We start from the raw sequence: 26790 nt of genomic DNA, 5'->3' as shown, positions 1-26790 counted from the left end.
CACTCATGACCGTACGCAAGCTCCGTTCCACCCCGCACGTGCCGACGACCGCCCGTTCCCGCCTCGCCGGGGCCGCCGCCCTGGGCGCAGCGCTGCTCCTGGCCGCCACCGGCTGCGGCACCGGCCCCGACGAGGCCGCCGCAACCGCGGCCGAGGACTCCGGCTCGTCGGTGGTCGTCTCCGACGCCTGGGTCCGCGCCACCACCCAGGCCGACGACCCGTCGATGACCGGCGCGTTCATGGCCATCGACAACGAGGGCGCCGACGACATCACCCTCACCGGCGCCAGCTCACCGGTGGCCAAGATGACCGAGATCCACGAGATGGCGATGGTCGACGGCTCGATGGTGATGCGCAAGATCGAGGGCGGCCTCGACATCGCGGCCGGCTTCGGACAGGTGCTCATGCCCGGCGGCAACCACGTGATGCTGATGGGCCTCACCGAGGAGCTCGCCCCCGGCGACGAGGTCGAGCTCGTGCTGGAGTTCTCCGACGGCAGCACCGAGGAGCTGACCGTGCCGGTGAAGGAGTTCACCGAGGAGGAGGGCCACTACCACGAGTCCGACGCCCCGCACGCGCACCCGTCGGCGGAAGCGTCGCAGGGTGCGATGGAGTCCGAGCAGCCGATGGACTCCATGGACGAGTCGGTGAGCCCGAGCGGCTCGGCGACCCCGTGACCGGGTCCGCGTCGTCGCGGCGGCAGTTCCTCGGCTACGTAGGAGCTGCCGCCGCCGGCGCGGCCGCGTCCGCGCCGCTCACCGCGCTCGCGATCGGCCAGGAGCAGCCCGCCGTCGGCGGTCCGGCGACACCGATGGCCACGGTGAGTCCGTACGGCGTGCACCAGGCCGGGATCACGACACCGACACAGCGGTTCACCGAGCTCGTCGCGCTCGACCTGCTGCCGGACACCGACGCCGAGGCGCTCGGCCGCCTGATGCGGCTGTGGACCGGCGACGTGGTGGCGCTGATGGCCGGCCGCGCCGCCCCCGGTGACACCGCACCGGAGCTGGCCGTGCCGAACGCCGACCTCACCGTGACCGTCGGCTGGGGGCCGGGGGTGTTCGGCCTCGATGGGCTCACCGACGCCCGGCCGCCGGGTCTGCACGAGATCCCCCCGATGAAGCACGACCGGCTCGAGGAGCGCTGGTCCGGCGGGGACCTGCTGCTGGTGGTCGCCGCGCACGACGGCACGTCGGTGGCGCACGCCGTGCGCCGCCTGGTCGCCGACGCCGGTCCGTTCGCCCGGCTGCGCTGGCGGCAGAGCGGCTTCTGGAACGGCTTCGGCAAGGACGGGTCCCCGGCGACCGGTCGCAACCTGTTCGGTCAGGTCGACGGGAGCGCCAACCCGGCCCCCGGCACGAAGGTGTTCGACGAGACCGTCTGGGCCAAGGAGCCGGGCTGGTTCGCCGGTGGCACCACGCTCGTGCTGCGCCGGATCGCGATGGACCTGGACCTGTGGGACACCGTCACCCGCGCAGAGCAGGAGGCCTCCATCGGGCGCCGGCTCGCCGACGGGGCGCCGCTCACCGGGGGCGAGGAGGGCGACGACCTCGACCTGACCGCCACCGAGGGCGGGCGGCCGGTGATCGCGATGCGCGCGCACGCGCGGCTGTCGCACCCGACGATGAACAACGGCTTCCGGATCTTCCGCAAGGGGCTGAACTACACCCACGACGACGGTCGAGGCGGTGTGGAGAGCGGGTTGCTCTTCCTCAGCCACCAGGCCGACATCGCCCGCCAGTTCACCCCGATGCAGCAGCGGCTCGACATGGCCGACCTGCTCAACGAGTGGACCACCGCGGTCGGCTCGGCGGTGTTCGCGATCCTGCCGGGGTCCACCGACGGCGGCTGGCTCGGCGACACCCTCCTCACCTGACTTCAAGTAACGCGGGGTTATGGACGCTTCACCCACGGCATGCCGCGTGTGTTGCGTCCATAACCCCGCGTTACAAGAGAGGAGGGGTCAGTCGGCTCGGTCGCCGGCCACCACCCGGCGCAGGGTGCGTAGCGCGGTCACCAGGGCGTCGTACTCCTCCAGCAGCGCGGCGTGCTCGCGTTGCAGCGCGACGTGCTGCTCCTCGAGCAGCCGACTCTCGGCGAGTGCGCGCTCCAGTGCGTGCAGCGCGTCGACCGGGCCGAGCGCGGGTGGGCCGTCGGCCGGTCCGGGGGCCGCGCCGGCGCCTGACGTGGTGACCGGTGCCACCGCGCCGACGGCGACGAGCTTCTCGAGCTCGGACTCGATCGGGTCCGGCGGCTCGGTCTCCAGCGAGACCCGGGGCAGGAGCCGGTCCAGCCAGCGCGGCATGTACCAGGCCGCCCGGCCGGCGACGGCCATCGTGGCCGGCACCAGCACCAGCCGTACGACGGTCGCGTCGATCGCGATCGCGACCGCCAGGCCGAACCCGAACAGGTTGACCACCCGCTCGTCGTTGAGCAGGAAGCTGGAGAAGACCACGACCATCACCGCGGCAGCCGCAGTGATCACCCGGGCGGTGGCCGCGATCCCGTCGGCGACCGCCGGGCCGGGCCGGTTGGTGCGCAGGTACTCCTCCCGCACCCGGCTGAGCAGGAACACCTCGTAGTCCATCGAGAGACCGAAGAGCACCGCGAACAGCATCATCGGCGCGAACGACTCGATCGGCCCCGGCTCGGCGCCGATCAGGTCGGCCAGCCAGCCCCACTGGAAGACGGCCACCACAGCGCCGTAGGCCGCGCCCACCGACAGCAGGTTCATCAGGGCGGCCTTGACCGGCACGAAGATCGAGCGGAACTCCACCATCAGCAGCAGGAAGCTGAGCGCGACGACGAAGCCCATGAACCAGGCCATCCGCTCCTCGAGCTTGTCGGCGAGGTCGATCGAGGTCGCGGTGGCGCCGCCGACGTGCATCTCGGCGTCGGTCGAGGTCGCCCGGATCGTCTCGACCAGGGCCTCGGTCTCGGCGTCGTCGGGCGAGCTGCTGGGCACGACGGTCAGCAGGGCCACCTCGCCGTTCTCGCTGAACCGCGGTGGGCCGACCTGCTCGACGCCGTCGATGGTGAGCAGCTTGTCGCGCAGCGTGCCGATCCCCTGCGCGGCGTCGGCCCGGTCGTCGTACTCCGCGGTGACCAGCAGCGGGCCGGTCCAGCCCGGGCCGAAGGCCTCCTCGACCAGCCCGTAGGCGGCGCGCTCGGTGCTGCCCTCCGGGGCCGACCCGTCGTCGGCGGTGCCGAGCCGCAGGTCCAGCAGCGGTGCGGCCATCGCGAGCAGCAGCGCGACCGAGGCGAGCAGGTACGGCCACGGCCTGCGCTGGACGTGGCGGGTCCACCGGTGCCAGCGACTCACGTGCCCCTCGCCGTGGTCGAGGCGGGTACGGCGGACACGGAACCGGTCGAGCCGGTCGCCGAAGATGCCGAGCAGGGCGGGGAGCAGGGTGACCGCGGCGAGCAGCGTGGTAACCACGGTGATCGCGCTGGCCAGGCCGAGGGTGGCGACGAACGGGATCCCGATCAGGTACAGCGACAGGATCGCGATGATCACGGTGGTGCCGGCGACGAGCACGGACCGGCCGGCGGTTGCCAGCGCGACCGGGATCGACTCGGCGGCCGGCCGGCCCGCGGCCAGCCCCTCGCGGTGCCGGGTCACCACCAGCAGGGCGTAGTCGATGCCGACGCCGAGCCCGATCATGGCCGCCACCACGGGCCCGGCGGTGCCGATCGAGACCTCGGCGGCGAGCAGGTGGATCAGCCCCATCCCCAGGCCGAGCGCCATCACCGCGGTCAACAGCGGGACGAGCATCGCGAAGACGGATCCGAACGCGAGCAGCAGCACGATCACCGCAGCGGCGAGGCCGATCACCTCGCTGCCGGAGGGTCCCGACTCGCCGTCGAGTGCCGGACCGCCGAACTCGACCTGGGCGGGGACGTCGTCGAAGGCGTCCTGGGCGTCGGCGATCTGGCTGTCGTCGATGTCCTTGGCGCGCTCGTCGAAGCGGATCGTGGCCATCGCGGTGGTCTCGTCGGCGGAGACCATCGGCTGCCGGGCGTCGTACGGCGACTCGGCGGCGGCGACGCCGTCCTGGCCGCGCACCTCGGCGAGCGCGGTCTCGACCGCGTCGCGGACCTCGCGGTCGGTGACGCCGTCGGGGGAGTGCACGACGACCTGCATGCCGTCGCCGGACATCTCGGGGAACTCGCCGGCGAGGGTGTCGTAGGCGGCCTGCGAGTCGGTGCCCTCCACCGAGAGGTCGTTGTTGAACGAGCCGCCGAGGTTCTGGCCGGCGACGGTCGCGCCGACGACGAGCGCCAGCCAGGCCAGGACGACGAACCAGCGGTGGCGGACGGAGAAGGAGGCGAGTGCGTGCAGCATCACGCCTCCTGGGTGAGTGGGTCTGGCATGGCTGCCTCCTGGGACGAAGTGAGACATTGATGTCTCAGTTATCGGGTAGGCTACACCACGGATCAAGAGGGAGGACCGTAGAGTGAGCCGCATGGAGGGAGGCGACCGGGCAGACGCGCTGCGCAACCGCGGCGCGATCCTCGACGCAGCCGTCGACGTCCTGGCCGTGGACCCGAGCGCGTCCCTGGGTGAGGTGGCGCGGCGGGCGGGGCTCGGTCGGGCCACGCTGTACCGGCACTTCCCGAGCCGTGAGGCCCTCCGGGATGCGATCCGTGCCGAGGCGCTGTCGCGTGCGGAGGCCGCGCTCCGGGAGGCTGCGCTCGACGACGTGCCGGCCCGGGAGGGGGTACGTCGTGCGGCGGAGGTGCTGGTGCCGCTCGGGATGCGGTTCCGGGTGCTGCTCGCCGAGGGCGCGGACCTCGACCCGGAGTTCGTGGCCGCCCGCGACCGTGTGCTCGCGCCGTTGCTCGGGCTGGTCGCCAGGGCGGCGGCGGAGCCGCACAAGAAGGGCAGCCCCGCAGGCAACCCCGCTTGGGCCGGGATGGTCCTGGTGAACCTGCTGGTCTCGGCGGCCCGTGCCGCCGACGCCGGCCTGATCGAGCCGGCCGCGGCCGGGGAGCTGGTCAGCCGGACCCTGTTCGACGGGATCTCCGGGGCCGGCTGAGGCAACAAGGGTCGGACGGCCCTGGCGGATGCGCCTGCCCTGCGGGGTGATGGAGGAAGGCATCGGTCGAGGAGGTGGCTGTCGTGACAGTCCTGGAGCAGCAGATCAACCACAGCACGCTCGAGGCCGTGCTCCGACCGGTCGCACCGATCGCGGCGGTCTACCTCGGCTCCGGCCCGGACGTGGCCAACGAGTACCAGCTGTCCTGGGAGACCCGGTGGCGCCCGCTGGCGGCCACGCTGCGGGAGCAGGGGGCCGACGAGGAGACCGTGAAGGTGCTCGAGTCGGCGCTCGCCGCACCCGCGTCGGCGCGCGCGGCCCGCGGCTCGGGGCAGGTCGCCGGTTTCGCCCAGGCAGGTCAGGTGCTCGCCCTGGTCACGCTCCCCGAGCTCGACGGCGACGACGTCGCCCGGTTCGGCGCGCCGGCGCACCTGGTGCCGCTCCTGGCGTGGTCCCAGCAGCGTCCGCCGTACGTGTCGGTGGTCATCGACCGCACCGGTGCGGACCTGGAGAGCTCGATCGGCCGCGGCAACGCCCCCGGGCACAGCACCGTCGAGGGTCCCGACGACGAGATCGAGCGGACCGACGCCGGCGGCCTGCTGTCGCAAGGGCGTTTCCAGCACCGGGCCGAGGACTCGTGGGCGCACAACGCCGCCGCGGTCGCGGAGGCCGTCGCCGAGGCGCTGCACCGGGTCGAGGGCAGGGTGCTCGTGGTCTCCGGTGACGTGCGGGCCAGCCAGCTGCTCCTGGACCGGCTGCCGGACTGGGTCCGCAAGACGGTCGCGATCAAGAAGGTCACCGGCAGCCGCGCCAACGACGGGTCGCGGGAGGCGCACGCTGCTGCGGTGGCGCGTGCCGTCGAGGAGACGGTGCGGGAGCAGACGGCCGCGCTGTGGCAGACCTACCTCGAGGGCAGCTCGCCCAACGGGCTCAGCGTCACCGGCGCCAAGGAGACCCTCGACGCGCTCGCCCACTCCCGGGTCGGCACCCTCCTGGTGGACAGCCCGTCCCCGGAGGAACCCGAGGCCTGGTTCGGTGAGGCGCCCACCGAGGTGCACGCCGCCGGGGACTCGGGGCCGACCTGGCCGGACCCGCGGACCGGCCGGCTGACCGACGTGGCCGTCCGTGCCGCGCTGCTCACCGGTGCCCAGGTGCGGGTGATCCCGCCCGACGCCGGCTTCGCGCCGGAGGACGGCGTGGGCGGGATCTGCCGTTTTCGCTGACCGGCCGCTAACCCAGTGACATCCGCGGCTCGCCGTTGACGAGGCCGGTGCCGCTGATCGTGCAACGGCCGCTGCGCGGCGTACCGCCGTTGTAGGCCTGGCGCACGCAGGACCGGGTGGCCAGCTGGGCCCAGTAGTTCGGGTGCAGCGACTCCTGGACGTAGTACGGGCTGTCGCCGACCGTGCTGACCGTGCGGATCTGGTTGATCCACTCGGTCTTGTCCACGGCGCCGGCCTGCGTCCAGTTCGTCAGCCCCTTCTCCTCGTACAGCCCGACGGTGTTCTCGCACAGCCGCCGGCCGTTGAACGCCGAGGAGAGGTCCAGCGTGCGGCTGTTGCCGATCGCGGCGTCGCCGAGCGCGGCGAACACCGTGTTGTTGATCGTCGGCAGCGCCGTGTCGTTGGCCCAGTCCAGGTCTCGGTTCCAGAACCCGCAGCCGCCGGTGTCCTGGCGCGTGTAGCCGCTCTCGGCGTACCGGATCCCGCCCGAGCGCGGCAGCGGGGAGGGGTAGTTCTGCACCAGCAGCGTCCACGACGAGTCCCCGTAGCCGGCGTTGCGCATCGCGGTGCGGACGTTCTGGTAGGCGGTCTTGATCTTGGCCCGCACCGCCGCCACGTTGCTGCTGGTGAAGTTCGACGTCACGTCGCCGTCGTCGGAGCAGTAGTCCTTCCACCACGTCGGCGAGGTGAGGAAGTTGGTCACGCAGGTCTGCACGATCGAGCCGAAGTTGAAGTCGTTGCCGCCGACCGAGACCACCACCATGCGCACGTTGTGGGTAGCGGCGAACTGCTGCAGCGCCTTGGCCTGGCCGATGTGGCCGGCGCCGTCGTCGTAGAAGTCCAGGCCCGGCTTGAACCGGTCGTTGCCGTCCCAGAACGTCGCCGCCCTGGCGCCGGAGCAGGCCAGGTTCAGGCCGTTCACCCCGCCACCGATGTGGGCCTGGGCGGACCTGCTGCGGTGGCAGCGGGGGATCTGCTCGGCCGTGCCCGCGGCGTTGTCGAAGTACGCCGTGGGGCCGAGCGCGTCGGCGTACGACGCCGAGTCGTTGGAGCTGCCCGCCCACCTGCCGGCCTCGCCGGAGATGTAGGAGTCGCCGAGCGTGACGACCCACGGCGTGCCGACGCCCGGGCCGTCGGCCTGCGCCGGCGCGACGCTGAGGCCGAGCGTGCCGGCGACCAGGGCGAGCGTGGACAGAAGGGCCAGCACCGGCCCGCGAACCCGAGACGGCAGCGAGCGCTGCCGGAACCGCTTGGACACCTGTGTCTCCTCGAGACCAGTGCCTCCCCCCGTCCCACCGTGGGACGCTCGGGAAACCTAGCGGTCGGGCAGCGACCTTGGGAAGGGGTCAGGTGCGGCGGTGGCTGCGGATGTGCCGGGTCTGCAGCGCGATCCGCGAGAGCATGAGCAGGGCGACGATGACCGAGACGACGAACACCACGAGGGCGATCCGGTTCTCCCAGCTTGCGCCGCCGTCACCGGAGCGGGCCAGGAACGCCGAGGCCAGGATCATCGCGGCGAGGATCAGGCCGGCGGCGATCACGTTGGCCAGCTTGTGCAGGCCGCGCAGGAACTCGTCCTCGTCGAAGGCCTTCACGCGCAGCTCGAAGTGGCCCTCGCCGATCGCGTCGAAGGCGCGGTTGACCCGGCCGGGCAGCGACTCGACGAACTCCTTGGCCTCCAGCACGGTGGCGAACATCGCCGCCGGCGAGGTCTTCATCGAGCTCTTCATCAGCTCGGCGGTGTGCCGGCGCAGGGCCTCGCGGGGCTCGAAGCCGGGATCGAGCGTGGCCGCGACCAGGTCCAGGTTGAGCAGGGTCTTGCCGAGCATCACCAGCTCGGGGTCCATCTTCAGCCCGGCCTCGCCGGCCTTGCGGGTCAGCTGCAGCACCATCGCGCCGACGTCGAGGTCGGCCAGCGCGGCGTCCGCGGAGCGGCCGACGACCTCGGTGACCGCCCGCTCGAACAGCACCGGGTCGAAGTCGGGCAGCTCCTCGCCCATGGTGCGCGCCACCCGCGCGACCTCGTCGGGGCGGCTGTCGGCGAGGGCCAGGAAGAGTTTCACCAGCCGGTCGCGGTACGCCGGCGCCATCCGCGCGACCATGCCGATGTCGAGCAGCGCGATCCGGCCGTCGGAGGTGACCAGGACGTTCCCCGGGTGCGGGTCGGCGTGGAAGATGCCCTGCACCAGGACCTGCTCGAGGTAGGCGGAGAAGAGCTCGTCGGCCAGCGGTGCGCCGTCGAGCTCGAGCCGGCCCAGCGGCCCGAGGTCGGTGATCTTCCTGCCGTCGACGTACTCCATGGTGAGTACCCGGCTGCTGGAGTAGTCGGGGTACGGCTTGGGCACCACGATCGCCTCGCGCTCGGCGAGGATCCCGCCGATGGTGACCAGGTTGTCCGCCTCGCGGCGGTAGTCGAGCTCGTCGAGCAGGGACTTGCGGAACTCCTCGAGCAGGTCGGCCAGGCCGTACCGACCCAGGTCGGTGTGGGTGTCGGCGAGCTCGGCGAGGTCGGCGAGCACCTCCATGTCGTCGAGCACCTGCCGCCGGATCCCCGGCCGCTGCACCTTGACCACGACCTCGCGCCCGTCGCGGAGGGTGGCTCGGTGCACCTGACCGAGCGAGGCGGCGGCGAGCGGCCGGTGGTCGAAGGTCGGGAAGACCTTGGAGAGCCGCACGCCGAGCTCCTCGCTGACGATCTCCTCGACCCGCTCGAAGTCGAACGGCTCCACCTTGTCCTGCAGTCGGGACAGCGCCTCGATGTAGGCGGGGGTGAGCAGGTCCACCCGCGAGGACAGCAGCTGGCCGAGCTTGACGAAGGTCGGCCCCATCGCCTCGAGGTCGTCGGCCAGGCTCGCGGCCGCCTCGGGGTCGCCGTGCTCGAGCTGCTCGTCGTCGAGCACGCCGTCGATCCCGGCGGAGCGGACCAGGTCGCCGCGGCCGTGGCGCACCAGGAGCGTCGCGATCTGGCGGTACCGGTTGGCGTGGCGCGCCCGCTGCTTCAGTTTCATGGTGCTGGGAGAGTTTCCAGCAGGGCCCTCCGCGAAACGTGCCGTTGCCCACGGCGTACACGGTCAGACAGCCGGCAGTCCCGCCGCAGCCGCCCCCGGGGGCCCGAGTGCGTGACCTCCGGGCCGGCGGTGTCGTTGAGCAGGTGACGCCCACCACAGGAGCTCGGCTCGGTCGCGCGGCCGTGTAGGGGGCGGCCGCGCGACCGGTTCGGTCCTGCCGGCGTCAGCTGCCGGCGCGACGGATCACGCCGACGGAGTCCAGCCACACCGGCCGGCCCTTGCTGGTCACCGTCACGGTCACCGGCCCGGCCTTGCCCGCGGTCGGCAGGACGAACTCCTGCAGCCCCCGGCCGGCACGGTCCAGCGCGATCCGGCCGACGGTCTTCCCGCCGACCTCGACGCGGACGCGACCCATCCCCGCGCCGGCGCGGGCGACGACCCGCACGAGGCCGACCGGACCGGTGCTGGGCACCGTCAGTGCCGCACCCCGGGTCCGCGCGGTCGTGCCGGTGCCGGCGTACCAGCCCTGACGGGCCACGCTCTTCCAGGCAGCCTCGGTGTCGGGCACGAGCGCGGCCGCGTCGATGGCCCGAGCGCGGCACTGCACCTGCGTCCACCGGGTCTGTCGGCCGGCCCGGTCCCGGGCCCGGATCTCGACGCAGACGGTCGCGTTGTCGCGGGGGAGGGCGACGGCGCGGACCGGGCGCTTGCGGTTCTGCATCCGGGCGGGGTAGGCCCACGGGGTCGGTGGACCGTCGAGGGCGACGGTGCGGATCCGGGTGTCGACCCGCTTCACCCCCGACGCGGTGTCCTTCAGCTTCCAGCCCAGCCGGGCGCGGCCTCCGTCGCGGACCTCGTCGCGCGGGTGCGTGCTGCGCACCCGGGGCGCGAACAGGTCGACGCCGAGGTTGCCGTAGGCGCTGCCGACGTTGTCGGCGCGGTCGGTGACGTGGATGGTCCAGCTGTGCCTGCCCTCCCCGGACAGGTGGAGCGTCGCGGTGCCGTCACAGTCCCGGGCCTGGTGGCTGCACCAGTGCGACAGGGCTCGCGCCCGGTCGGTCCGGTCCGACGCGGTGTAGCGGACCACCGCGCGGGTGCTGCGGATCCAGCCCTTCGGGGCGCGGACGACGCCGACCTGTGGGCGGACGGTGTCACCAGCCGGGCCGGGCCGCGGGGAGCCGTCCTCCACGGCCGCAGGAAGCTCCATCACGCAGGCCTGGCCGACGCAGTCCTGGAGCAGCTGCTGAGCGACCCGGGCGGCCTCGAGCGCGGCGCTCTCCGTGCCGTGGGCACTGGTCTCCTGGTAGGGGTCGCGGTCGAGGTCGTAGAACTCCTCCTCGATCCCCTCGTTCAGCTGCCAGGCGATGTAGGACCAGCGCGAGGAGCGGACCCCGCGGTAGTACCAGGCCGGCTGCACCGTGTTGTGCTTGCCCTGCACCGCCGGGACCGGGCCGGACTCGATCGGCATCACCCGCCGGGCCAGCCGCCGCGGGTCGCGGGCCAGCCCGGACAGGGAGACGCCGTCCTGCGGCTTGGTCGGGGTCGCGCCGGCGACGGCCAGCGCGGTGGCGGTGACGTCGACGATGCCGACCGGCTGGTGACGTCGTACGCCGGCGGGCAGGTCCGGGCCGCGCACGAGCAGCGGGACCCGCAGCGACTCCTCGTAGGGGAGGATCTTCTTCTCGGCGCGGTGCTCACCGAGCAGCCAGCCGTTGTCGGAGGCGAAGACGATCAGGGTCTCGTCGAGCACCCCCCGCCGGTCCAGTGCGGTGACCGTCTCCGCGACGGACTCGTCGAGCGACTGGAGCGCCTGGAGCCGGGCCTGGTGGACGACCGCCTGCCGGTGCAGGTCGAGCTTCCCCCGGTCCCGCATGTAGGTGCCCTTGTCGGACATGTCCTTCTCGTTGAGCGCCGGGCTCTTCGGCAGCGAGATCCCCTCGAACATCCGCTCGTGGCGCTCGGCGGCCGGCGTGGGCAGGCCGGGAACGTCGACGCACCCGTCCTGGGCACTGCCGGTGCCGCCGGCGTGCGGGGCCAGGTGCGAGGTCCAGAGGAAGAACGGCCGGTCGGCCTTGGCGTAGGTGTCGATCAGGTCCGTGCTCAGCCGGGAGAAGAGGTCGGTCTGGTACTGCCCGCGGTGCCGCCGCAGCGAACCGTTGTGGTTCATCGTCGGGCAGTGGTAGCGGAACACCCGTCCGTAGGTGGCGTGCCAGTCGTTCCAGCCCGGCGGGATGTACCAGGGGCCGGTGGATCCCTGCACGGGGTCGGCGCTGCCGTAGTAGTTGAGGTACTTGCCGACGAAGGCGGTGTTGTAGCCGGCGCGCTGCAGCCACACGGGGAGGGTCTCCTCCTCGGCGCCGCTCTCGTAGAACTTCCGGTGGCCGCCGTACGGCCACTCGTTGCCCTGCACCCCGTTGTTGTGGGAGTACTGGCCGGTGAGCAGCGACGCCCGGGCCGGGCAGCACAGCGGGTAGTTCGAGACCGCGTCGGTGAAGGTCACGCCGGCCCTGCCCAGCAGCCGCTGCGTGCGCGGCATGAGCTCGAGGTCGTCCGCGCGCATGTCGTCGGCGGTGATCATCACGATGTTCGGCTGCTTGCCCAGCACCCGCGGGGCACGGGGGACGGTCGAGACCGGGCGCTTCGCCACGGCAGGACCGGGGGCGGTCACGGCCGCCGGTGCGGTGGTCGCGGTCGCGGCATGGGCGGAGGGGTCGGACGTGGTCATGCCGACGGTGAGGCCGGCGACGACGCAGAACGCGGTGAGCATGCCGAGGCGGCGTGCACGCATGGATGAGCTCCCCGAGGAGGTAGGTCACCTGGTAGCAAGTGAGGAAAGGTAAAGCCGACGAAGACGGTACGTCACTCTGCGGCCGTGCGTAGGGGTTCTTCCGGTTTGTGGAAGCTTGGGCGGCGTGTCCTTCGCTACAGCCCATCGGGGGCCGCGGGTCGAAGGGGAATGTCCGGAAAGGACCGATGCCTGCACACGGAGGACCAACGCCCCCTGCTGCTTCTCGGATGACTCCTTCACGCTGGAACCGTGCCCCAGACCGGGCAGCGTATGAACAGGAGAAGTAGCCATGCTGGCAGTGCAGTCCGAACCGATCACCCTCCGTGCGGCCGTCCTCAACGCGGTGTTCGACGGTGCGTGGGCCCCGGCCGACGTGATCGCTTCGGTGGCCACGGACTACAGCGCCGACCGCGGCGCCGTCGTCGCGATGTTGTGGGACCTCGTCGAGGAGGGCCTGATCCGCTACGACGCCTCGCTCCAGTTCGCCGGCTTCCGTCCCTGCTGCTGAGGGACCTCGCGGCAAGTTCCTTTACCTTCGCCGGCGGCTGCCGATAACGGGGTCATGCGCACCGTTCGACCCGTCCCGCAATCACCACTGCCCCGCCGTCGCCTCTGGTGGCAGCGGCTGGCCGGCCCCGTCGCCGCCCTCGCCGCACTCAGCTCCCTGGCCGTGGGCCAGCAGACCGCGCCCTCGGGCCGGTCCGAGGCCGGTTCACCGGCCGGCACCGTCACCGCCGACACGCTCCGGCCGGTGGCGGTCAGCCGCGTCGAGCTGAAGCGCCGCAAGGGCCGGGTGGCGGGTGACGGCCGCACGCTCTACGTCGCGAACCGGACCGAGTTCCGGCCGCGCCGGGGCAGCGTGGTGGCCGTCCCGCCCCGCGTCCGGGCCCGGTCCTGGGTGGTGGTGGACCTCGACTCCGGTCGCCTGCTCGGCCGCTACAACCACCGCAGGTGGCTCCCGCAGGCCTCCACGCTCAAGCTGCTCACCGCGCTGACCGCGACCCGCACCATCGCTCCCGACGCCAAGCACCGGGTCAGTCGGTACGAGGCGAAGCAGACCTGCTCGTGCGTCGGGCTCAAGCCCGGGCGGGTGTACTCCCGGGACGCGCTGCTGACCGGCATGCTGCTGAAGTCCGGGAACGACGCCGCCGAGGCCGTCGCCGGTATGCACCCGCGCGGCCGGTGGGCCTTCTACCAGGCGATGAACGACCTGGCCCGTGAGCTCGGCGCGACCGACACCGTCGCGAAGAACGCCTCCGGCCTCACCGCCTGGGGCTCGCACTCGTCGGCCCGTGACCTGGTGCTGTTCCTGCGTGCCGCGCTCCAGGACGAGACGGTACGCCGGATCCTCGGCACGCCGTACGCCGTCGTCTCCACCGTCACCGGGAAGGCCCGGCGCCCGATCTGGCGGGGCACCGACTACGTGAACCGCTACCCGGGCTCGCTCGGCAAGAGCGGGTGGACGACGCCGGCGCAGAACACGCTCGTGGTCGTCACCGAGATCGGCGGACGCCGGATCGCCACCGCACACCTGGGCGCTCCGTCCGGGTACTCGACCGACGGCGCCCGTGCGCTCACCGAGTGGGCCAGCGCGAACTTCGACCTCCTCAAGCCCGTGGGGCGCCTGCCCCGCTCCTGACGGACGGGCCGTCGCCCGGGCTCGGTGTCAGTCGAGGATGCGCAGACCGACCGTCTCGGGGAGGCCCGCCAGCTCGGAGATCACGTCGGGTGCGTAGTCCAGGCCCACGTCGGTGAGCAGGTACCCCAGGTCGCCGCGGGTGGTGAGCACCTGGCCCTCGACGTTCACGCCGCGGTCGGCGAGCACCGCGTTGACCCGGGCCAGGACACCGGGGACGTTGTGGTGCAGGTGCGCCAGCCGGTGGGTGCCGGGAGCGTGCTCGAGGGAGACGCTGGGCAGGTTGACGCTCAGCGTGGTCGCGCCGCTGCCGACGAAGTCGGTGAGCTTGCCGGCGACGAAGCGGCCGATGTCCTCCTGCGCCTCCTCCGTGGACCCGCCGATGTGCGGGGTGAGGATCACGTTGGGCAGCCCGCGCAGCGCGGAGGTGAACGGGTCGCCCTGGCGCTTGGGCTCCTCCGGGAACACGTCGATCGCCGCGCCGGAGAGGTGGCCGCTCTCGATGTGCGCGCGCAGCGCCTCGTGGTCGGCGACGAAGCCGCGGGAGAGGTTGATGAAGATCGCGCCGGGCTTCATCCGGGCGAACTCCTGCTCCCCGAAGATCCCGGCGTTGCCGGGCCGGCCGTCGACGTGCAGCGAGACCACGTCGGCCTCCTCGAGCACCGCCTCGAGGTTGTTGCGGCGCTGGGCGTTGCCGATCGCGAGCCGGTCGGCGATGTCGTAGAACGACACCGACATGCCGAGCGCCTCGGCGAGCACCGACAGCTGCTTGCCGATGTTGCCGTAGCCGACGATGCCGAGCCGGCGACCGCGCACCTCGTGGGCGCCGGTCGCGGACTTGTCCCACACCCCGGCGTGCAGGGAGGCGTCCTTCTGGGTCAGCCGCCGGGTCAGCGCGATGATCTCGGCGATCGCGAGCTCGACGACACTGCGGGTGTTCGAGAACGGCGCGTTGAACACCGCGATGCCCCGTCCGGAGGCGTCCGCGAGGTCGATCTGGTTGGTGCCGATGCAGAACGCGCCGACCGCGAGCAGGTGCGGGGCGTGGGCGAGGACGCCGGCGGTGACCTGGGTCTTCGAGCGGATGCCGAGCACGTCGACGTCCTGCAGGGCCTCGATCAGCTCCTGCTCGTCGAGGGCGCCGGGCATCGTGGAGACCTTCATCCCGGCCTTGGTCAGCGCCTCCTCGGCGACCGGGTGGATGTTCTCGAGCAGCAGCGCGCTGCAGGCGTCCTTGTCGCTGCGCTTCTGGCGCACCGGGGAGCCGAGCGTCATCGTGTGCCTCCAGTCCGAGGGGTTGGCTTCGCCCTCGAACCTATCTGCTCGCGCACGGCGGCCACGAGTGCCCGGGGGTCGTCGGCGAACAGACTGAGCTCGACGATCTCCAGCTCGCCCTTCGGGGTGGCCACGACGGTGGGCCCGTGCAGCCGCAGGTGCACGTTGACCTGGCCGGAGACGGCGACCTGGAGGTTCGTGCCGTCCTCGGTCTCCCGGGGCTGCAGGGTGCGGATCGTGGAGTCGAGGTCGCGCCGCTGGTAGGACGCGGAGGCCACCCGCGACCAGGGCAGCGGGATGTCGGTGCTCGCGCCGTTGCGCACGCGCAGACCCGTCGGGGTGAGCAGGTGGGGGTAGACGGTGAGGCTGGCGAGCAGGCCGACCATCCAGAGCAGCCCCCAGATGCTGAGCACGAGTACGACGATCCGCACGCTGTCCCACGGGATGAGCAGGTGCACCAGCGGCACCTCGACGGCCGAGGCGAAGATCCACAGCCACATCACGGGGGTGACCGTCTTGGCGTAGCTCACCGGCCGGGCGTCGTCGTACCGGACGTCGTGACGCCGCAGCACCCAGCGGGCCAGGCTGCGGTAGAGCCGGAGCTCGAAGAGGACGGCCTTCGTGAGCATCCGCCACAGGTTGCGTGGGCCGAGGTCAGGCATCGGCTGGCTCCTCCTCGGGTCGGGGGCGGGACTCGGCGACCAGGCCGCGCATCCGGTCGAGCACCGCACCGAGCCCGTCGGTGAACCCGGCGAACGTGGTGCCCGGCATGTCCGCGAACAGCAGTCGGGCGAACTCCTGGTGGTCGGCGTCGAGCGCGGCGGCGACCGTCGCGCCGTGGTCGGTGAGCTGCACCAGCGTCGCGCGCCGGTCGGTGGGATGGGGCTGTCGGGTGACGAAGCCGGTCGCCACGAGCGCGTCGACGAGCCCGGTGACGTTGCGGGGGCTGACCCGCAGCGCGGTTGCGAGGTCGCGCTGGGTGCACGGCCCCTGCTGGCGCAGCACCCAGACGAGGTGCGTCCTGGCTTCGGTGAGACCGCGCTCGGCGAGGCCGGCGGCCATGTCGGCGTTCACGAGCACGGCGAGCTCGAGGATCTGGTCGAGAGCGGCGACCCGCTCGTCGGGAGAAGGCATGTAGTGATGTTACTTCACTATGTATCCTCATCACAAAATGTGATCGATCCAACTCGGGACCGAAGTCGGGCACACAGGGACCAATGCCCCTCCGGCTGCGCGGTCGCGCCGGAGAGGCTGGAGATGGCCGGACAGGCCGGCCCCCGCCCCGCACAGCCGGGCGTGACCGACAAGGTGAAGACGTGTCCCTCGCAGTGCTGAACCCCGTCCCCTCCGATGCTCCCGCCCCGGTCGACCCGTGGCGCGGGTTCGACGACGGCTGTTGGCGCGACACCGTCGACGTGCGGGCGTTCATCCAGGCCAACTACCGGCCCTACCTCGGCGACAGCTCGTTCCTGGAGGGCCCCACCGCCCGGACCACGCGGCTGTGGTCGAAGCTGAGCGAGCTGTTCGTTGTCGAGCGGGACCGCGGCGTCTACGACGTCGACGTGCACACCCCGTCGTCGATCACCAGCCACGGACCCGGCTACATCGACCGCGACGACGAGCTCGTGGTCGGCCTGCAGACCGATGCCCCGCTGAAGCGGGCGATCGTGCCCAACGGCGGCTGGCGGATGGTCGAGGCGGCCCTGGCGGCGTACGGCTTCGAGCCGGACCCGGCGGTGCGCGAGGTCTTCACGAAGTACCGCAAGACCCACAACGACGGGGTCTTCGACGCCTACACCCCCGAGATCCTCGCCGCCCGCAAGAGCGGCCTGATCACCGGGCTGCCCGACGCCTACGGCCGCGGCCGGATCATCGGCGACTACCGGCGCGTGGCGTTGTACGGCGTCGACCGGCTGATCGAGGGCAAGCGCGCCGACAGGGCCGCCCTCGACGCCCGGCCCTCGAGCGAGGACGTGATCCGCTCCCGCGAGGAGGTCGCCGAGCAGATCCGGGCCCTGGGGGATCTCAAGCGGCTCGCAGCGTCGTACGGCTTCGACATCGCCGGGCCCGCGACCGACGCCCGCGAGGCGGTGCAGTGGCTCTACTTCGCCTACCTCGCCGCGACCAAGGACCAGAACGGCGCCGCGATGTCGCTGGGCCGCACCAGCACCTTCCTCGACGTCTACCTCGAGCGCGACCTCGCCGAGGGCGTGCTCACCGAGACCGACGCCCAGGAGCTGGTCGACGACCTGGTGATCAAGCTGCGGATCGTCCGCTTCCTGCGGACTCCGGAGTACGACGCGCTGTTCTCCGGCGACCCGACCTGGGTCACCGAGAGTATCGGCGGCATCGGCGCCGACGGCCGGCCGCTGGTCACCCGCACGTCGTTCCGGTTCCTGCAGACGTTGTACAACCTCGGACCTGCTCCCGAGCCGAACCTGACCGTCTTCTGGTCGCCGGCGCTGCCCGAGGGGTTCAAGCGGTTCTGCTCGCAGGTCTCGCTCGACACCAGCGCGATCCAGTACGAGTCCGACGAGCTGATGCGGCCGCTGTGGGGCGACGACACCGCGATCGCCTACTGCGTCTCGCCGATGGCCGTCGGCAAGGCGATGCAGTTCTTCGGCGCCCGGGTGAACCTCGCCAAGACGCTGCTGTACGCGATCAACGGCGGCCGCGACGAGATGTCGGGGGCGCAGGTCGGTCCGCGGCTGCCGAGGATGTACGGCGAGGTGCTCAACTATGCCGAGGTCCGCGCCCGCCTCGACGTGATGATGGACTGGCTGGCCAAGACCTACGTCGACGCGCTCAACGTCATCCACTACATGCACGACAAGTACGCCTACGAGCGGCTGGAGATGGCGCTGCACGACAGCGACGTGCGCCGCACGATGGCCTGCGGCATCGCGGGCCTGTCGGTCGCGGCCGACTCGCTGTCGGCGATCAGGTACGCCGAGGTGCGGCCGGTGCGCGCCGACGACGGGCTGGTCGTGGGCTACGAGACCTTCGGGGAGTTCCCGACGTACGGCAACGACGACGACCGCGCCGACGAGATCGCGGTGGACCTCGTGCACACGTTCATGGACAAGATCCGCAAGCACAAGACCTACCGCGACGCCGAGCACACCCAGTCGGTGCTGACGATCACCAGCAACGTCGTGTACGGCAAGGCGACCGGGGACACCCCTGACGGTCGTGCGGCGGGAGAGCCGTTCGCTCCCGGGGCCAACCCGATGAACGGGCGCGACAAGCACGGGATGGTGGCTGCCGCGCTGAGCGTGGCGAAGCTGCCGTTCGACGAGGCCCGCGACGGGATCTCGCTGACCACGACGGTGACGCCGGCCGGCCTCGGCCGGACCCGGGAGGAGCAGGTCGCCAACCTCGTCGGCGTGCTCGACGCCTACGTCGCCTCGTCCGGCTTCCACATGAACGTCAACGTCCTCGACAAGGCCACGCTGGTCGACGCGATGAACAACCCCGAGGACTACCCGCAGCTCACGATCCGGGTCTCGGGCTACGCGGTGAACTTCGTGCGCCTGACCCGCGAGCAGCAGGAGGACGTCATCAACCGAACCTTCCACGGTGCGCTATGACCGCCCTCGCCAACCGAGCCGCCGGGGCCGCGGGCGCCTGTCCTGCGGGAGAGACCCGTCTCGCACGCGGGTCCCTCCACTCCTGGGACATCTCCACCGGGGTCGACGGCCCCGGCACCCGGTTCGTGGTCTTCACCGCCGGCTGCCCGCTGCAGTGCCTGTACTGCCACAACCCCGACACCTGGCGGATGCGCAACGGCGAGTGGGTCGGCTCCGACGAGGTGCTGCAGCGGCTCTCGCGCTACGCCGAGGTGCTGCGGATCGCCGGCGGCGGGGTGACCGTGACCGGTGGTGAGCCGCTGCTGCAGCCGGCGTTCGTGCGCGGCATCCTGGCCGGCGCCAAACAGCTCGGACTGCACACCGCGCTGGACACCTCGGGCGTGCTCGGCGACCGGGCGGACGCCGAGCTGCTGGACGCCACCGACCTGGTGCTGCTCGACATCAAGGCGATCACGCCCGCGCTGTACCGGCGGCTGACGGGGGGTGCGCTGCTTCCGACGCTGCGTTTCGCCGAGCGGCTGGCCGAGCTCGGCAAGCCCGTGTGGGTGCGGTTCGTGCTGCTCCCACAGTGGACCGACGACCCCGGACACGTCCGGTCGCTGGCGAAGTACGTCGCCGCGCTCGGCAACGTCGAGCGGGTCGACGTGCTCGGCTACCACCGGCTCGGCCGCGAGAAGTACGCCGAGCTCGGGCTGCCCGACCGGCTGGCCGGCGTGCCTGCCGCCACGCTCGAGCAGGTGGAGGACGCCCGCGCCGTGTTCCGGTCGGTCGGACTACACGTCACCTAGAGCGCCGTACTCGGAAATGGGGCACTTCGGGGGCACGTGGCGGGACGAAGGGCCCTACGTCGGTACGACGGACGCGGCGGACGCTTGAGCAGAGGCACGACGAACGGAGCATCCGATGGCCACCACCCTGCCCCGCCCCGCGGACACCCCGGAGGTCGAGGCGCCGCAGCCGGCGATCGGCAGCCTGCGACGCTGGTACGCCTTGATGCTGGTGGGTGGCGCGCTCGGTGTCGTCACCGCCGCCTGGCAGACCGTCGAGCGGATCGTCTGGGAGGGCGACCCGAACGCCGGGTCGATCTGCGAGATCAACGCGGTGCTGTCGTGCAGCAGCGTGTTCAGCCACTGGCAGTCCTCCGCGCTGGGCATCCCCAACTCCCTGATCGCGATGCCGCTGTTCGCGATGTTCGCCGCCGCCGGGCTGGCCGGCGTGCTCGGCTCCCGGCTGTCGAAGAGCTTCCTGGCGACGATGGCAGGGTTCGCCGCGTTCTTCGCCGTGTTCATCTTCTGGTACCTCGAGCAGTCGGCGTTCTCGATCGGGATCCTGTGCCTGTTCTGCCTCGGCTGCTTCGTGAACCTCGTGATCGCCGGCAGCGGCGCGATCCGGGTGGCTGCTGCCGAACGGGCCTTCGGCGAGGGCCGGTTCGGGCGGCAGATGACGCTGCAGGCCGAGGCCGGGGTGGACCTGATCGTCTGGGCCGGCCTGGTCGCCGTCGTCGCGCTGATGCTCGTGGCCGGCCTCGCTCTCTGACCCCTCGCTCCACCTCGCTGTAACGCGGGGTTATGGACGCTCCACACGCGACACACGCCGTGGGAACCGTCCACAGCACTGGGGATGTCGGCCGCGAGGCAGGACCTTCGCCCTTGCCTGCACGCCGGGCTCGCGGGACCCTGGACGGCAAGGAGGGGAGTACCCCATCACCGCGACGTCGTCAGTCCGGCTCACGCCCGGCGCGCGGGGCCCCTGGGCCGGGGAAGACCTCCGTCGGGAAGTGACGACCGATGGAGGTGCGAGATGTTCTCTCCCCGCAACCAGCAGACCGAGCACGCGGCGACACTCGCCGCCGAGTCGGCCGGGCCGATGGAGGTCCTGGCCGGGGTCGGTGTCGCGATCTGGGCGGCCGCCCTCGCCTGGGTGGCCTGGGTCGACCTCCGCCGGGCCCGTTCGGACCGGCGACGACACCACCGCCACGCCGGCTGACACACCCCGGCCATGACCGGCCGCGCGGGGCCGGCGTCCTGTCCGCGGTCAGATGAACAGGCAGACTCGGCGCCGGCCCTCGGACGCCGAGCGTGACCTCGGGTCGGCGCTCACCAACCTGCCTGTTCAGCTGACCGGTCGAGGTCGACCGGACCGGGCGGTGCGTCACGATCGTTCAGCTGAACGGTTGTGACACCGAATGGGGCAGGCGGGGCGTCACAACGGTTCAGCTGAAGGATTGTGTCGGCTCCGCGGCGTGATTGAACCGCGCCCGGCAACCTCGACTGCGGCGGGCCCGTCCGGCGGCGGACGTGCGCTGCGGCGGGCACGGCAGGGCTCGGGGACGTCTGGTGCTCGCTGTGCCCCAGCTCGTGACCGCTGTGACGCGGAGGTCTTGGACGCAACACCTGTGGCGTACTACGTGGGATCCGTCCGCAGGGCGTGGGGAGTCGGCGCTCAGCGCTCGCCGGCGACGAGCTTCTCGAGCACCAGGTGCGGGTGCTGGCGCTCGACGGCCTCGGCACGCCACCGGTCGGGGAACAGCGCCAGCAGCGCACCGTCGCTGCGGGTCAGGACCTCCACGCCGCGCAGGTCGTTGACCTCGACCGCGTGCTCGGGCGTCGTACGACGAGCGTGGGAGTAGTCGAGCCGGGACATCTTGATCGGGGCGTTGAACTCCCCCTCCATCCGGGCGGCCGCGACCTCGAACTGCATCGGTCCGACCGCGGCGAGGACGGGAGCCTGGTCGCCACGGACCTCGGAGCGCAGGACCTGGACGACGCCCTCCTGGTCGAGCTGCTCGATGCCGCGGCGGAACTGCTTGTACTTGCCCGAGTCGGCCGCGCGCACGGACATGAAGTGCTCGGGTGCGAAGCTCGCGATCGGCGGGAACGCCACCGGCTGGTCCTCGAAGATCGTGTCACCGACGCGCAGCGCCGAGGCGTTGACCAGGCCGATGATGTCGCCGGGGTAGGCGGTGTCGAGGACCGTGCGCTCGCGACCGAAGACCGCCTGGGCGTACTTGGTCGCGAACGGCCGGCCGGACTCGGCGTGGGTGGCAACCATGCCGCGGCGGAATACGCCTGAGCAGACGCGGGCGAACGCGAGCCGGTCGCGGTGGGCGGTGTCCATGCCGGCCTGCACCTTGAACACGAACGCGCTGAACGGGTCGTCCACCGCGCGCACGCCGCCCTCGCGGTCGGTCGTGCCGGCCGGGGCCGGGGCGACGCCGACGAGGGTGTCGAGCAGCTGGGCGACGCCGAAGTTGAGGATCGCGGAGGCGAACATCAGCGGCGTGGTGTCGCCGCTCATGAACGACTCGTGGTCGTGGTCGGCTCCGTCGGCGGCGAGCAGCTCGTGCTCCTCGACCGCGGTCTCCCAGTCGACCCCGTGCGCGGCCGCCGCAGCTGCGGGGTCGAGGCGCTCCTCTGGCGCGCGGGTGGCGCCGCCGGCGGTGCGGGTGTAGGCGATCATGTCGCCGCTGCTGCGCTCGACCACGCCGCGGAAGTCACCGGCGATGCCGACCGGCCAGGTCAGCGGCGTGGGCCGCAGCCCGATCTCGGCCTGGATCTCGTCGATCAGCTCCAGCGCGTCCTTGCCGGGGCGGTCCCACTTGTTGATCACCGTGATCACCGGGATCCGACGGTGCCGGCAGACCTGGAACAGCTTCAGGGTCTGCGGCTCGAGGCCCTTCGCGGCGTCGACGAGCATCACGGCCGCGTCCACTGCCGCGAGCACGCGGTAGGTGTCCTCGGAGAAGTCGGCGTGACCGGGGGTGTCGACGAGGTTGATCACGTGACCGTCGTACTCGAACTGCAGGGCGGCCGAGGTGATCGAGATGCCGCGGGCGCGTTCCATCTCCATCCAGTCCGAGACGGTGCCCTTGCGGCCGGCCTTGCCGTGCACGGCGCCGGCCTCGGAGATCACCCGCGCGTGCAGGGCGAGTGCCTCGGTGAGCGTCGACTTGCCGGCGTCGGGGTGGCTGATGACGGCGAAGGTACGACGGCGCTCGGCCTCCCGTCGTACGACGGGCGCCGGGATGTCCTGGGTCGTGGGGTCGGCGCTCATGAGCTGTTCCTCGTCATCCTCTTCTGTCGTGCGATCTCGCGGCGCAGGTCGGTGGCGAACCCCTCGGCCACCTCGAGCTGCTCGCGCAGCGCGGCCACCCGGGCGTCGGCGGCCTGGCGGTAGCCGACGAGCTGGTCGACCAGGTCGTCGCGCCCGTCGCCACCGGCTGTCTCGAGCCCGTCGAGCACGCCGAGCACCCGGCGCATCTCCTCGAGGCTGAACTCCAGCGGCTTCATCCGCCTGACCAGCCGCAGCCGGGCGACGTCGGTCTCGGAGTAGAGCCGGAACCCGCCCGAGGTGCGCGCCGACGGGGTGACCAGCCCGACCTCCTCGTAGTAGCGGATCGTGCGCAACGAGAGGCCGGTCTGCTCGGCGACCTCGCCGATCTGCATGTGGTGGAGACTCACGGGCACCTTCGTCTGGGCGGAAGGTGCAACCGTACCCTGACGCGACGGCAGGGTCACAATCGAGCAGTGCACGCGAACGCGCAGGAGTGAGCGAACTCACCCTCCCGCGACGTGAGGGTCACAGCTGCTTGCGGACGCCCGGCTCGTGGGCCACGCCGGCCAGCTGTGCCTGCTCGTCGCCGCTGACCGCCTCGGCCGCGCCGCCCCGCCGCCACAGCGGCAGGACGTCGCGCTTGTCGGTGCCCTCGAGCTCGAAGGCGAGCGCGGCGTAGAGGCTCACCGCGGCCAGCACGACGCCGACCCAGCCGGCGGTGGTGAGCCAGCCAGGTGTGCCGCTGATTTCCGCGACCCCGGTCACCGTGAACCGCAGCGCGCTCAGGGCCATGACCGTGGCCGCGACCACCTTGTGGCGGCCTCCGGCGGCCGGGACGAGCATCGCCGCTCCGGAGGCCAGCAGCACCACGCCCAGCCCGGGGCTGTTTGCGCCGGGCGGCGAGGTCAGGGTGGCCAGCCCGGCGGCGGCCCACGTGCCGGCGAGGATGCCCATCCCGGTGCCGGCGACCGGGTCGCGGGCCAGGAAGCCGAAGACCGAGGCCAGCAGCTGCACCGGCACGGTCAGGCCCAGCACCGCGAGAGCGATCGTGCTGCCCTGCCTGTCGGCGATCCAGCCGAGCTGGAGGGAGGCGAAGGAGAGCGTCGCCACGAACAGGCCGAGGAAGCCGAGCGGCAGCGGGGTGGCGACCGGTCGCAGCACGATCCGGGCGTCGCCGCTCGTGCTCATGCAGTCACCATGATCTGGGCGGCGTTCTCCTTCAGGGAGGCATTGGCCCACCGGAGCTGGCGCAGTGTCTGCGGATGGCAGTCCTTGGTCACCCCGAGGAGCTCGCGGTCGCCCATGGCCTGCGCGGTCTGCGCGAGGATCTCCCAGTCCAGCGAGACTCCGGCGGCCATCCGGTGGATCTCGCGCAGGTCGCGCAGGAGCAGCAGCCCGGGGTCGTGGTGCCGACCGAGCAGCTCGGCACCCTTCTGCCGGACCTTCGCCAGGATCGTGTTGTCGTCCTCCGGCTCGGGGTCGAGGTCGAGCCCGTAGTCGCGGCCCACCCGCGCGAGTTCGCGCACGTGCTGCTGCGACCAGCGGGCCAGGTCGCGGCCGAGGTAGAAGATCTCGTGGTCGACCTTGTGCCGGTCAGAGGCCCGCAGCAGCTCGCCGGCCAGGTCGTTCTCGGAGCGGTGCAGCTCCTCGATCGCCAGTCCCACCTTGTTCATCGGGTGCCTCCCGTCGTGGCAACGACGTCCTCGTCGGCCTCCGCGGCCGCTCCGCCGGCGGTCTCCGGGATCCCGCTGCCGACGGGGCGGGAGCCCGTGTTGGTCGGCGCTGCGGCAGGCGTGCCGTCACCGGCGTGGATCCGCTCGACCTTCGCCGCGGCGCTCTTGAACAACGGCTGCTTCGAGGCCGGGTCCCAGTCGGTGAGGGTCAGCTCGTTGGCCGCTCGGCCGGTCCCGTCGCTCGGCTCGTGGCCGCCCGGCTGGTCCCAGTAGCCGTAGTGGAACGGAAGGAACACCACTCCGCGGCGGATGCCGCTGATCCGGAGCTTGGCATCCACGGCGCCGCGAGGCGTGGTGACCCGGAGCAGGTCGCCCTCGGTCCAGCCGTGCTGCTGAGCGTCGTACGCCGACAGCTCGACCCAGACCTCGGGCGCGGCCTGCTCGAGCTGTGGGGCGCGGCCGGTCTTGGTGCGGGTGTGGAAGTGGAAGAGGGTGCGCCCGGTGGTGAGCACGAACGGGTAGTCCGCCGACGGCTCCTCGTGCGGCGGGAGGTACTGCGCGGCCTTGATCACCGCCTTGCCGAAGGGGTTCATCGACTTGTACTCGTCCGGCGACAGCGGCGCGCCGGTGACCATGTCGCGCCCGTAGCTCTCGCAGTACGACGGGTCGCTCCAGAACTCACCGTCGACGTAGATGTGCTCGGTGCCGTCGGGGTGCTCGTCGTTGACCGGCCACTGGATGCCGCTGCCGCCACGGAGCTTGTCGTAGCTCAGGCCGGTGTAGTCGCACGGCCGACCGGCGGTGCACTCCTTCCAGGCCTCGAACGCCTCCTCGGCGGTGGACCACTTCACCAGCGGCTGCCCGTCCTTGTCCCTCAGGTCGAGCCGGTGGGCGTAGTCGATGAAGATCTCGAGGTCGGAGCGTGCCTCCCCGGGCGGGTCGACGGCCTTCTCCGACAGGTGCACGGTGCGGTCGACGTTGGTGAACGTGCCGGTCTTCTCGCCCCAGGTCGCCGCAGGGAGTACGACGTCCGCGAGCTGTGCGGTCTCCGAGAGGAAGATGTCCTGCACCACGAGGAACAGCCTGTCCTGGCTGAGGATCTCGCGGATCCGGGCCAGCTCGGGCAGCGACACCGCGGGGTTGGTGCCGCTGACGTAGAGGAACCGGATCGACCCGTCCTCGACGTAGCGCATCATCTGCATCAGGTGGGTGGGCGCTGAGTAGTGCGGGATCCGCATCGGGTCGATGTTCCACACCTTCGCCAGGTCCTCGACGTGCTTGTCGTTGGACCAGTTGCGGAAGGCGGGGAGGTCGCCGTCGGCGCCGCACTCGCGGGTGTTCTGTGCGGTGGGCTGGCCGTTCATCTGCAGGATCCCGCAACCGGGCTTGCCGATCATGCCGCGCAGCAGGTTCGTGTTGTTGACCTGCACGGCGGCGGCCGTCGCCTGGTGGGACTGGTAGAAGCCTTGGAGCACCGTCGACAGCAGCCGCTCGGCGTGGCCGATGATCCGGGCTGCCTCCCGGATGTCGTCGGCCGGCACGTCGCACACCTCGGCAGCGCGTTCGGGGGTGTAGCCGTCCAGCTGCTTGGTCAGCTCGTCGAACCCGACGGTGTGCGCGTCGACGTACTCGTGGTCGACCCAGTCGTTGGCCACGATCTCGTGCAGGATCGCGTTCATCAGCATCACGTTCGTGCCGGGGCGAGGCGCGAGGTGTACGTCGGCCGCCCGGGCGACGGGGGTCTCCCGCGGGTCGACGCAGATGATCTTCGGCGGGTTCGGTCCGGCGAGCCGGTCGAGGATCCGCGTCCACAGCACCGTCTGGGTCTCGGCCATGTTGTGCCCATAGAGCGCGATCACGTCGGCGTGGTCGATGTCGGTGTAGGAGCCGGGCTGGCCGTCGGAGGCGAAGGTCTCCTTCAGTGCCGCCGCCGCGGTCGCCGTGCACAGGCGCGTGTTGCCGTCCATGTGGTTGGTGCCGATCCCGCCGTGGCCGATCAGTGCCAGCGTGTAGTACTCCTCGAGGAACAGCTGGCCGGTGGTGTAGAAGCCGATCGAGCTGGGACCGCGCTCCTCCATGAGCTCCATGGTGCGACCGGCGACCGCGTTCATCGCGGTGTCCCAGTCGGTCTCGACGAGCTTCCCGTCCCGGCGGATCAGCGGCTTGGTGAGCCGGTCGGGCGAGTTGTTCGCCTGCCAGCCGAAGAGGTCCTTCGGGCCGAGCCGGCCGTGGTTGACCCGGTCCTCGGCGCGGCCTCGGACGCCGACGATCCGGCCGTCCTTCACGGCGATGTCGAGCCCGTCGCCGTTGGAGTGCAGGATCGTCGCCGACTGCACCCACCGGTCGACGTCGGAATCGGTCAGACCCTCGGCGAGGTGGCTGTCGACCCGTGTCGGCCACTTCTCCCCGGGACCGTACGGCGTGCGCGTTCCCCATGGCTGTGCGATGCGATCGGTTCTGGCCATGGGCATCGGGTACCCTCCCGTTTAGTTGCGCAAACGCAAA

Annotated in this window: 22 protein-coding genes; 10 read left to right on the top strand and 12 right to left on the bottom strand. The window is 71.7% G+C overall.

Features of this window, described 5'->3' with window-relative positions; translation table 11 throughout:
• Positions 1 to 5: 5 nt before the first annotated feature.
• Positions 6 to 677 (top strand): copper chaperone PCu(A)C, encoded by a 672-nt coding sequence (locus ACYVIH_RS08275; RefSeq protein WP_460868068.1) that lies wholly within the window; start codon positions 6 to 8, stop codon positions 675 to 677.
• Entirely contained in the window at positions 674 to 1876 is a 1203-nt protein-coding gene (locus tag ACYVIH_RS08270) for a Dyp-type peroxidase (protein ID WP_460868065.1), read from the top strand. The genes ACYVIH_RS08275 and ACYVIH_RS08270 overlap by 4 nt, the downstream gene beginning before the upstream one ends.
• Positions 1877 to 1963: 87 nt before the next feature.
• Here ACYVIH_RS08270 and ACYVIH_RS08265 read toward each other — a convergent pair whose 3' ends face one another.
• Positions 1964 to 4345 (bottom strand): MMPL family transporter, encoded by a 2382-nt coding sequence (locus tag ACYVIH_RS08265; protein WP_460868063.1) that lies wholly within the window; start codon positions 4343 to 4345, stop codon positions 1964 to 1966.
• Between the two features lie 121 nt (positions 4346 to 4466).
• Between ACYVIH_RS08265 and ACYVIH_RS08260 the strand changes: the two genes are divergently transcribed.
• Positions 4467 to 5039 carry a TetR/AcrR family transcriptional regulator gene (locus ACYVIH_RS08260; protein ID WP_460868060.1) on the top strand — a complete coding sequence of 191 codons (573 nt, stop codon included), beginning with the start codon at positions 4467 to 4469 and terminating at the stop codon, positions 5037 to 5039.
• Positions 5040 to 5122: 83 nt separating this feature from the next.
• Complete coding sequence (locus ACYVIH_RS08255; RefSeq protein WP_460868058.1) at positions 5123 to 6262, top strand: baeRF2 domain-containing protein; 1140 nt, start codon at positions 5123 to 5125, stop codon at positions 6260 to 6262.
• 7 nt (positions 6263 to 6269) lie between these two features.
• Here ACYVIH_RS08255 and ACYVIH_RS08250 read toward each other — a convergent pair whose 3' ends face one another.
• From ACYVIH_RS08250 to ACYVIH_RS08240, 3 genes are all read right to left on the bottom strand, one after another.
• Positions 6270 to 7520 (bottom strand): SGNH/GDSL hydrolase family protein, encoded by a 1251-nt coding sequence (locus ACYVIH_RS08250; RefSeq protein WP_460868056.1) that lies wholly within the window; start codon positions 7518 to 7520, stop codon positions 6270 to 6272.
• Positions 7521 to 7608: 88 nt separating this feature from the next.
• A complete protein-coding gene (locus tag ACYVIH_RS08245) occupies positions 7609 to 9270 on the bottom strand; it encodes an ABC1 kinase family protein (protein ID WP_460868055.1) in 1662 nt (553 codons plus the stop codon).
• Positions 9271 to 9493: 223 nt separating this feature from the next.
• Complete coding sequence (locus tag ACYVIH_RS08240; RefSeq protein ID WP_460868051.1) at positions 9494 to 12058, bottom strand: sulfatase family protein; 2565 nt, start codon at positions 12056 to 12058, stop codon at positions 9494 to 9496.
• A gap of 289 nt (positions 12059 to 12347) precedes the next feature.
• On the opposite strand from ACYVIH_RS08240, the gene ACYVIH_RS08235 reads away from it, so the two are divergent.
• Both ACYVIH_RS08235 and ACYVIH_RS08230 read left to right on the top strand, forming a co-directional pair.
• Positions 12348 to 12566 carry a hypothetical protein gene (locus ACYVIH_RS08235; RefSeq protein ID WP_460868049.1) on the top strand — a complete coding sequence of 73 codons (219 nt, stop codon included), beginning with the start codon at positions 12348 to 12350 and terminating at the stop codon, positions 12564 to 12566.
• A gap of 54 nt (positions 12567 to 12620) precedes the next feature.
• Positions 12621 to 13697 (top strand): D-alanyl-D-alanine carboxypeptidase family protein, encoded by a 1077-nt coding sequence (locus ACYVIH_RS08230; RefSeq protein ID WP_460868047.1) that lies wholly within the window; start codon positions 12621 to 12623, stop codon positions 13695 to 13697.
• 27 nt (positions 13698 to 13724) lie between these two features.
• On the opposite strand, the gene serA is transcribed toward ACYVIH_RS08230, so the two are convergent.
• Genes serA through ACYVIH_RS08215 form a run of 3 tightly spaced genes read right to left on the bottom strand, consistent with a single transcriptional unit; the run spans position 13725 to position 16103 of the window.
• Positions 13725 to 14969, bottom strand: coding sequence for a phosphoglycerate dehydrogenase (serA, locus tag ACYVIH_RS08225; protein ID WP_460868045.1), 1245 nt, complete (start codon positions 14967 to 14969; stop codon positions 13725 to 13727).
• On the bottom strand, positions 14966 to 15631 hold the full coding sequence (locus ACYVIH_RS08220) for a hypothetical protein (RefSeq protein WP_460868043.1): 666 nt from the start codon (positions 15629 to 15631) through the stop codon (positions 14966 to 14968). The genes serA and ACYVIH_RS08220 overlap by 4 nt, the downstream gene beginning before the upstream one ends.
• Positions 15624 to 16103: a MarR family winged helix-turn-helix transcriptional regulator gene (locus ACYVIH_RS08215; RefSeq protein WP_460868041.1), complete on the bottom strand. Its 480-nt coding sequence runs from the start codon at positions 16101 to 16103 to the stop codon at positions 15624 to 15626. The genes ACYVIH_RS08220 and ACYVIH_RS08215 overlap by 8 nt, the downstream gene beginning before the upstream one ends.
• 182 nt (positions 16104 to 16285) lie before the next feature.
• On the opposite strand from ACYVIH_RS08215, the gene pflB reads away from it, so the two are divergent.
• From pflB to ACYVIH_RS08195, 4 genes are all read left to right on the top strand, one after another.
• Positions 16286 to 18559: a formate C-acetyltransferase gene (gene pflB / locus ACYVIH_RS08210; RefSeq protein ID WP_460868039.1), complete on the top strand. Its 2274-nt coding sequence runs from the start codon at positions 16286 to 16288 to the stop codon at positions 18557 to 18559.
• The gene (pflA, locus tag ACYVIH_RS08205) at positions 18556 to 19347 is read left to right on the top strand and encodes a pyruvate formate-lyase-activating protein (RefSeq protein ID WP_460868037.1); all 792 of its coding nucleotides are present in this window, start codon (positions 18556 to 18558) and stop codon (positions 19345 to 19347) included. Before pflB ends, pflA begins: the two co-directional genes overlap by 4 nt.
• Before the next feature lie 115 nt (positions 19348 to 19462).
• Positions 19463 to 20095, top strand: a complete 633-nt coding sequence (locus ACYVIH_RS08200; protein ID WP_460868036.1) for a vitamin K epoxide reductase family protein — start codon at positions 19463 to 19465, stop codon at positions 20093 to 20095.
• Positions 20096 to 20359: 264 nt separating this feature from the next.
• Positions 20360 to 20545: a hypothetical protein gene (locus ACYVIH_RS08195; protein WP_460868032.1), complete on the top strand. Its 186-nt coding sequence runs from the start codon at positions 20360 to 20362 to the stop codon at positions 20543 to 20545.
• A gap of 456 nt (positions 20546 to 21001) precedes the next feature.
• Here the strand turns inward: ACYVIH_RS08195 and ACYVIH_RS08190 are convergent, their stop codons facing one another.
• The 5 genes from ACYVIH_RS08190 to ACYVIH_RS08170 all read right to left on the bottom strand — a co-directional run bounded on the left by ACYVIH_RS08190 (position 21002) and on the right by ACYVIH_RS08170 (position 26750).
• A complete protein-coding gene (locus ACYVIH_RS08190) occupies positions 21002 to 22612 on the bottom strand; it encodes a peptide chain release factor 3 (protein ID WP_460868030.1) in 1611 nt (536 codons plus the stop codon).
• Entirely contained in the window at positions 22609 to 23019 is a 411-nt protein-coding gene (locus ACYVIH_RS08185) for a MerR family transcriptional regulator (RefSeq protein WP_460868028.1), read from the bottom strand. The genes ACYVIH_RS08190 and ACYVIH_RS08185 overlap by 4 nt, the downstream gene beginning before the upstream one ends.
• A gap of 118 nt (positions 23020 to 23137) precedes the next feature.
• The gene (locus tag ACYVIH_RS08180) at positions 23138 to 23800 is read right to left on the bottom strand and encodes an acetate uptake transporter family protein (RefSeq protein ID WP_460868026.1); all 663 of its coding nucleotides are present in this window, start codon (positions 23798 to 23800) and stop codon (positions 23138 to 23140) included.
• Entirely contained in the window at positions 23797 to 24285 is a 489-nt protein-coding gene (locus tag ACYVIH_RS08175) for a hypothetical protein (protein WP_460868024.1), read from the bottom strand. The genes ACYVIH_RS08180 and ACYVIH_RS08175 overlap by 4 nt, the downstream gene beginning before the upstream one ends.
• Entirely contained in the window at positions 24282 to 26750 is a 2469-nt protein-coding gene (locus ACYVIH_RS08170; protein WP_460868022.1) for a molybdopterin oxidoreductase family protein, read from the bottom strand. Before ACYVIH_RS08170 ends, ACYVIH_RS08175 begins: the two co-directional genes overlap by 4 nt.
• Positions 26751 to 26790 lie beyond the last annotated feature (40 nt).

This window comes from Nocardioides pakistanensis (assembly GCF_054781215.1).
The sequence above is the reverse complement of the archived record's forward strand: the minus strand, read 5'-3'. Positions and strand labels throughout refer to the sequence as shown.

Excerpts from the sequence above, each read along its gene's own strand:
- ACYVIH_RS08275 (WP_460868068.1), top strand. The coding sequence starts at position 6 with ATGACCGTACGCAAGCTCCGTTCCACCCCGCACGTGCCGACGACCGCC.
- ACYVIH_RS08265 (WP_460868063.1), bottom strand. The coding sequence starts at position 4,345 with ATGCTGCACGCACTCGCCTCCTTCTCCGTCCGCCACCGCTGGTTCGTC.
- ACYVIH_RS08260 (WP_460868060.1), top strand. The coding sequence starts at position 4,467 with ATGGAGGGAGGCGACCGGGCAGACGCGCTGCGCAACCGCGGCGCGATC.
- ACYVIH_RS08245 (WP_460868055.1), bottom strand. The coding sequence starts at position 9,270 with ATGAAACTGAAGCAGCGGGCGCGCCACGCCAACCGGTACCGCCAGATC.
- ACYVIH_RS08240 (WP_460868051.1), bottom strand. The coding sequence starts at position 12,058 with ATGCGTGCACGCCGCCTCGGCATGCTCACCGCGTTCTGCGTCGTCGCC.
- ACYVIH_RS08235 (WP_460868049.1), top strand. The coding sequence starts at position 12,348 with ATGCTGGCAGTGCAGTCCGAACCGATCACCCTCCGTGCGGCCGTCCTC.
- ACYVIH_RS08230 (WP_460868047.1), top strand. The coding sequence starts at position 12,621 with ATGCGCACCGTTCGACCCGTCCCGCAATCACCACTGCCCCGCCGTCGC.
- serA (WP_460868045.1), bottom strand. The coding sequence starts at position 14,969 with ATGACGCTCGGCTCCCCGGTGCGCCAGAAGCGCAGCGACAAGGACGCC.
- ACYVIH_RS08220 (WP_460868043.1), bottom strand. The coding sequence starts at position 15,631 with ATGCCTGACCTCGGCCCACGCAACCTGTGGCGGATGCTCACGAAGGCC.
- ACYVIH_RS08215 (WP_460868041.1), bottom strand. The coding sequence starts at position 16,103 with ATGCCTTCTCCCGACGAGCGGGTCGCCGCTCTCGACCAGATCCTCGAG.
- pflA (WP_460868037.1), top strand. The coding sequence starts at position 18,556 with ATGACCGCCCTCGCCAACCGAGCCGCCGGGGCCGCGGGCGCCTGTCCT.
- ACYVIH_RS08200 (WP_460868036.1), top strand. The coding sequence starts at position 19,463 with ATGGCCACCACCCTGCCCCGCCCCGCGGACACCCCGGAGGTCGAGGCG.
- ACYVIH_RS08195 (WP_460868032.1), top strand. The coding sequence starts at position 20,360 with ATGTTCTCTCCCCGCAACCAGCAGACCGAGCACGCGGCGACACTCGCC.
- ACYVIH_RS08190 (WP_460868030.1), bottom strand. The coding sequence starts at position 22,612 with ATGAGCGCCGACCCCACGACCCAGGACATCCCGGCGCCCGTCGTACGA.
- ACYVIH_RS08180 (WP_460868026.1), bottom strand. The coding sequence starts at position 23,800 with ATGAGCACGAGCGGCGACGCCCGGATCGTGCTGCGACCGGTCGCCACC.
- ACYVIH_RS08175 (WP_460868024.1), bottom strand. The coding sequence starts at position 24,285 with ATGAACAAGGTGGGACTGGCGATCGAGGAGCTGCACCGCTCCGAGAAC.
- ACYVIH_RS08170 (WP_460868022.1), bottom strand. The coding sequence starts at position 26,750 with ATGGCCAGAACCGATCGCATCGCACAGCCATGGGGAACGCGCACGCCG.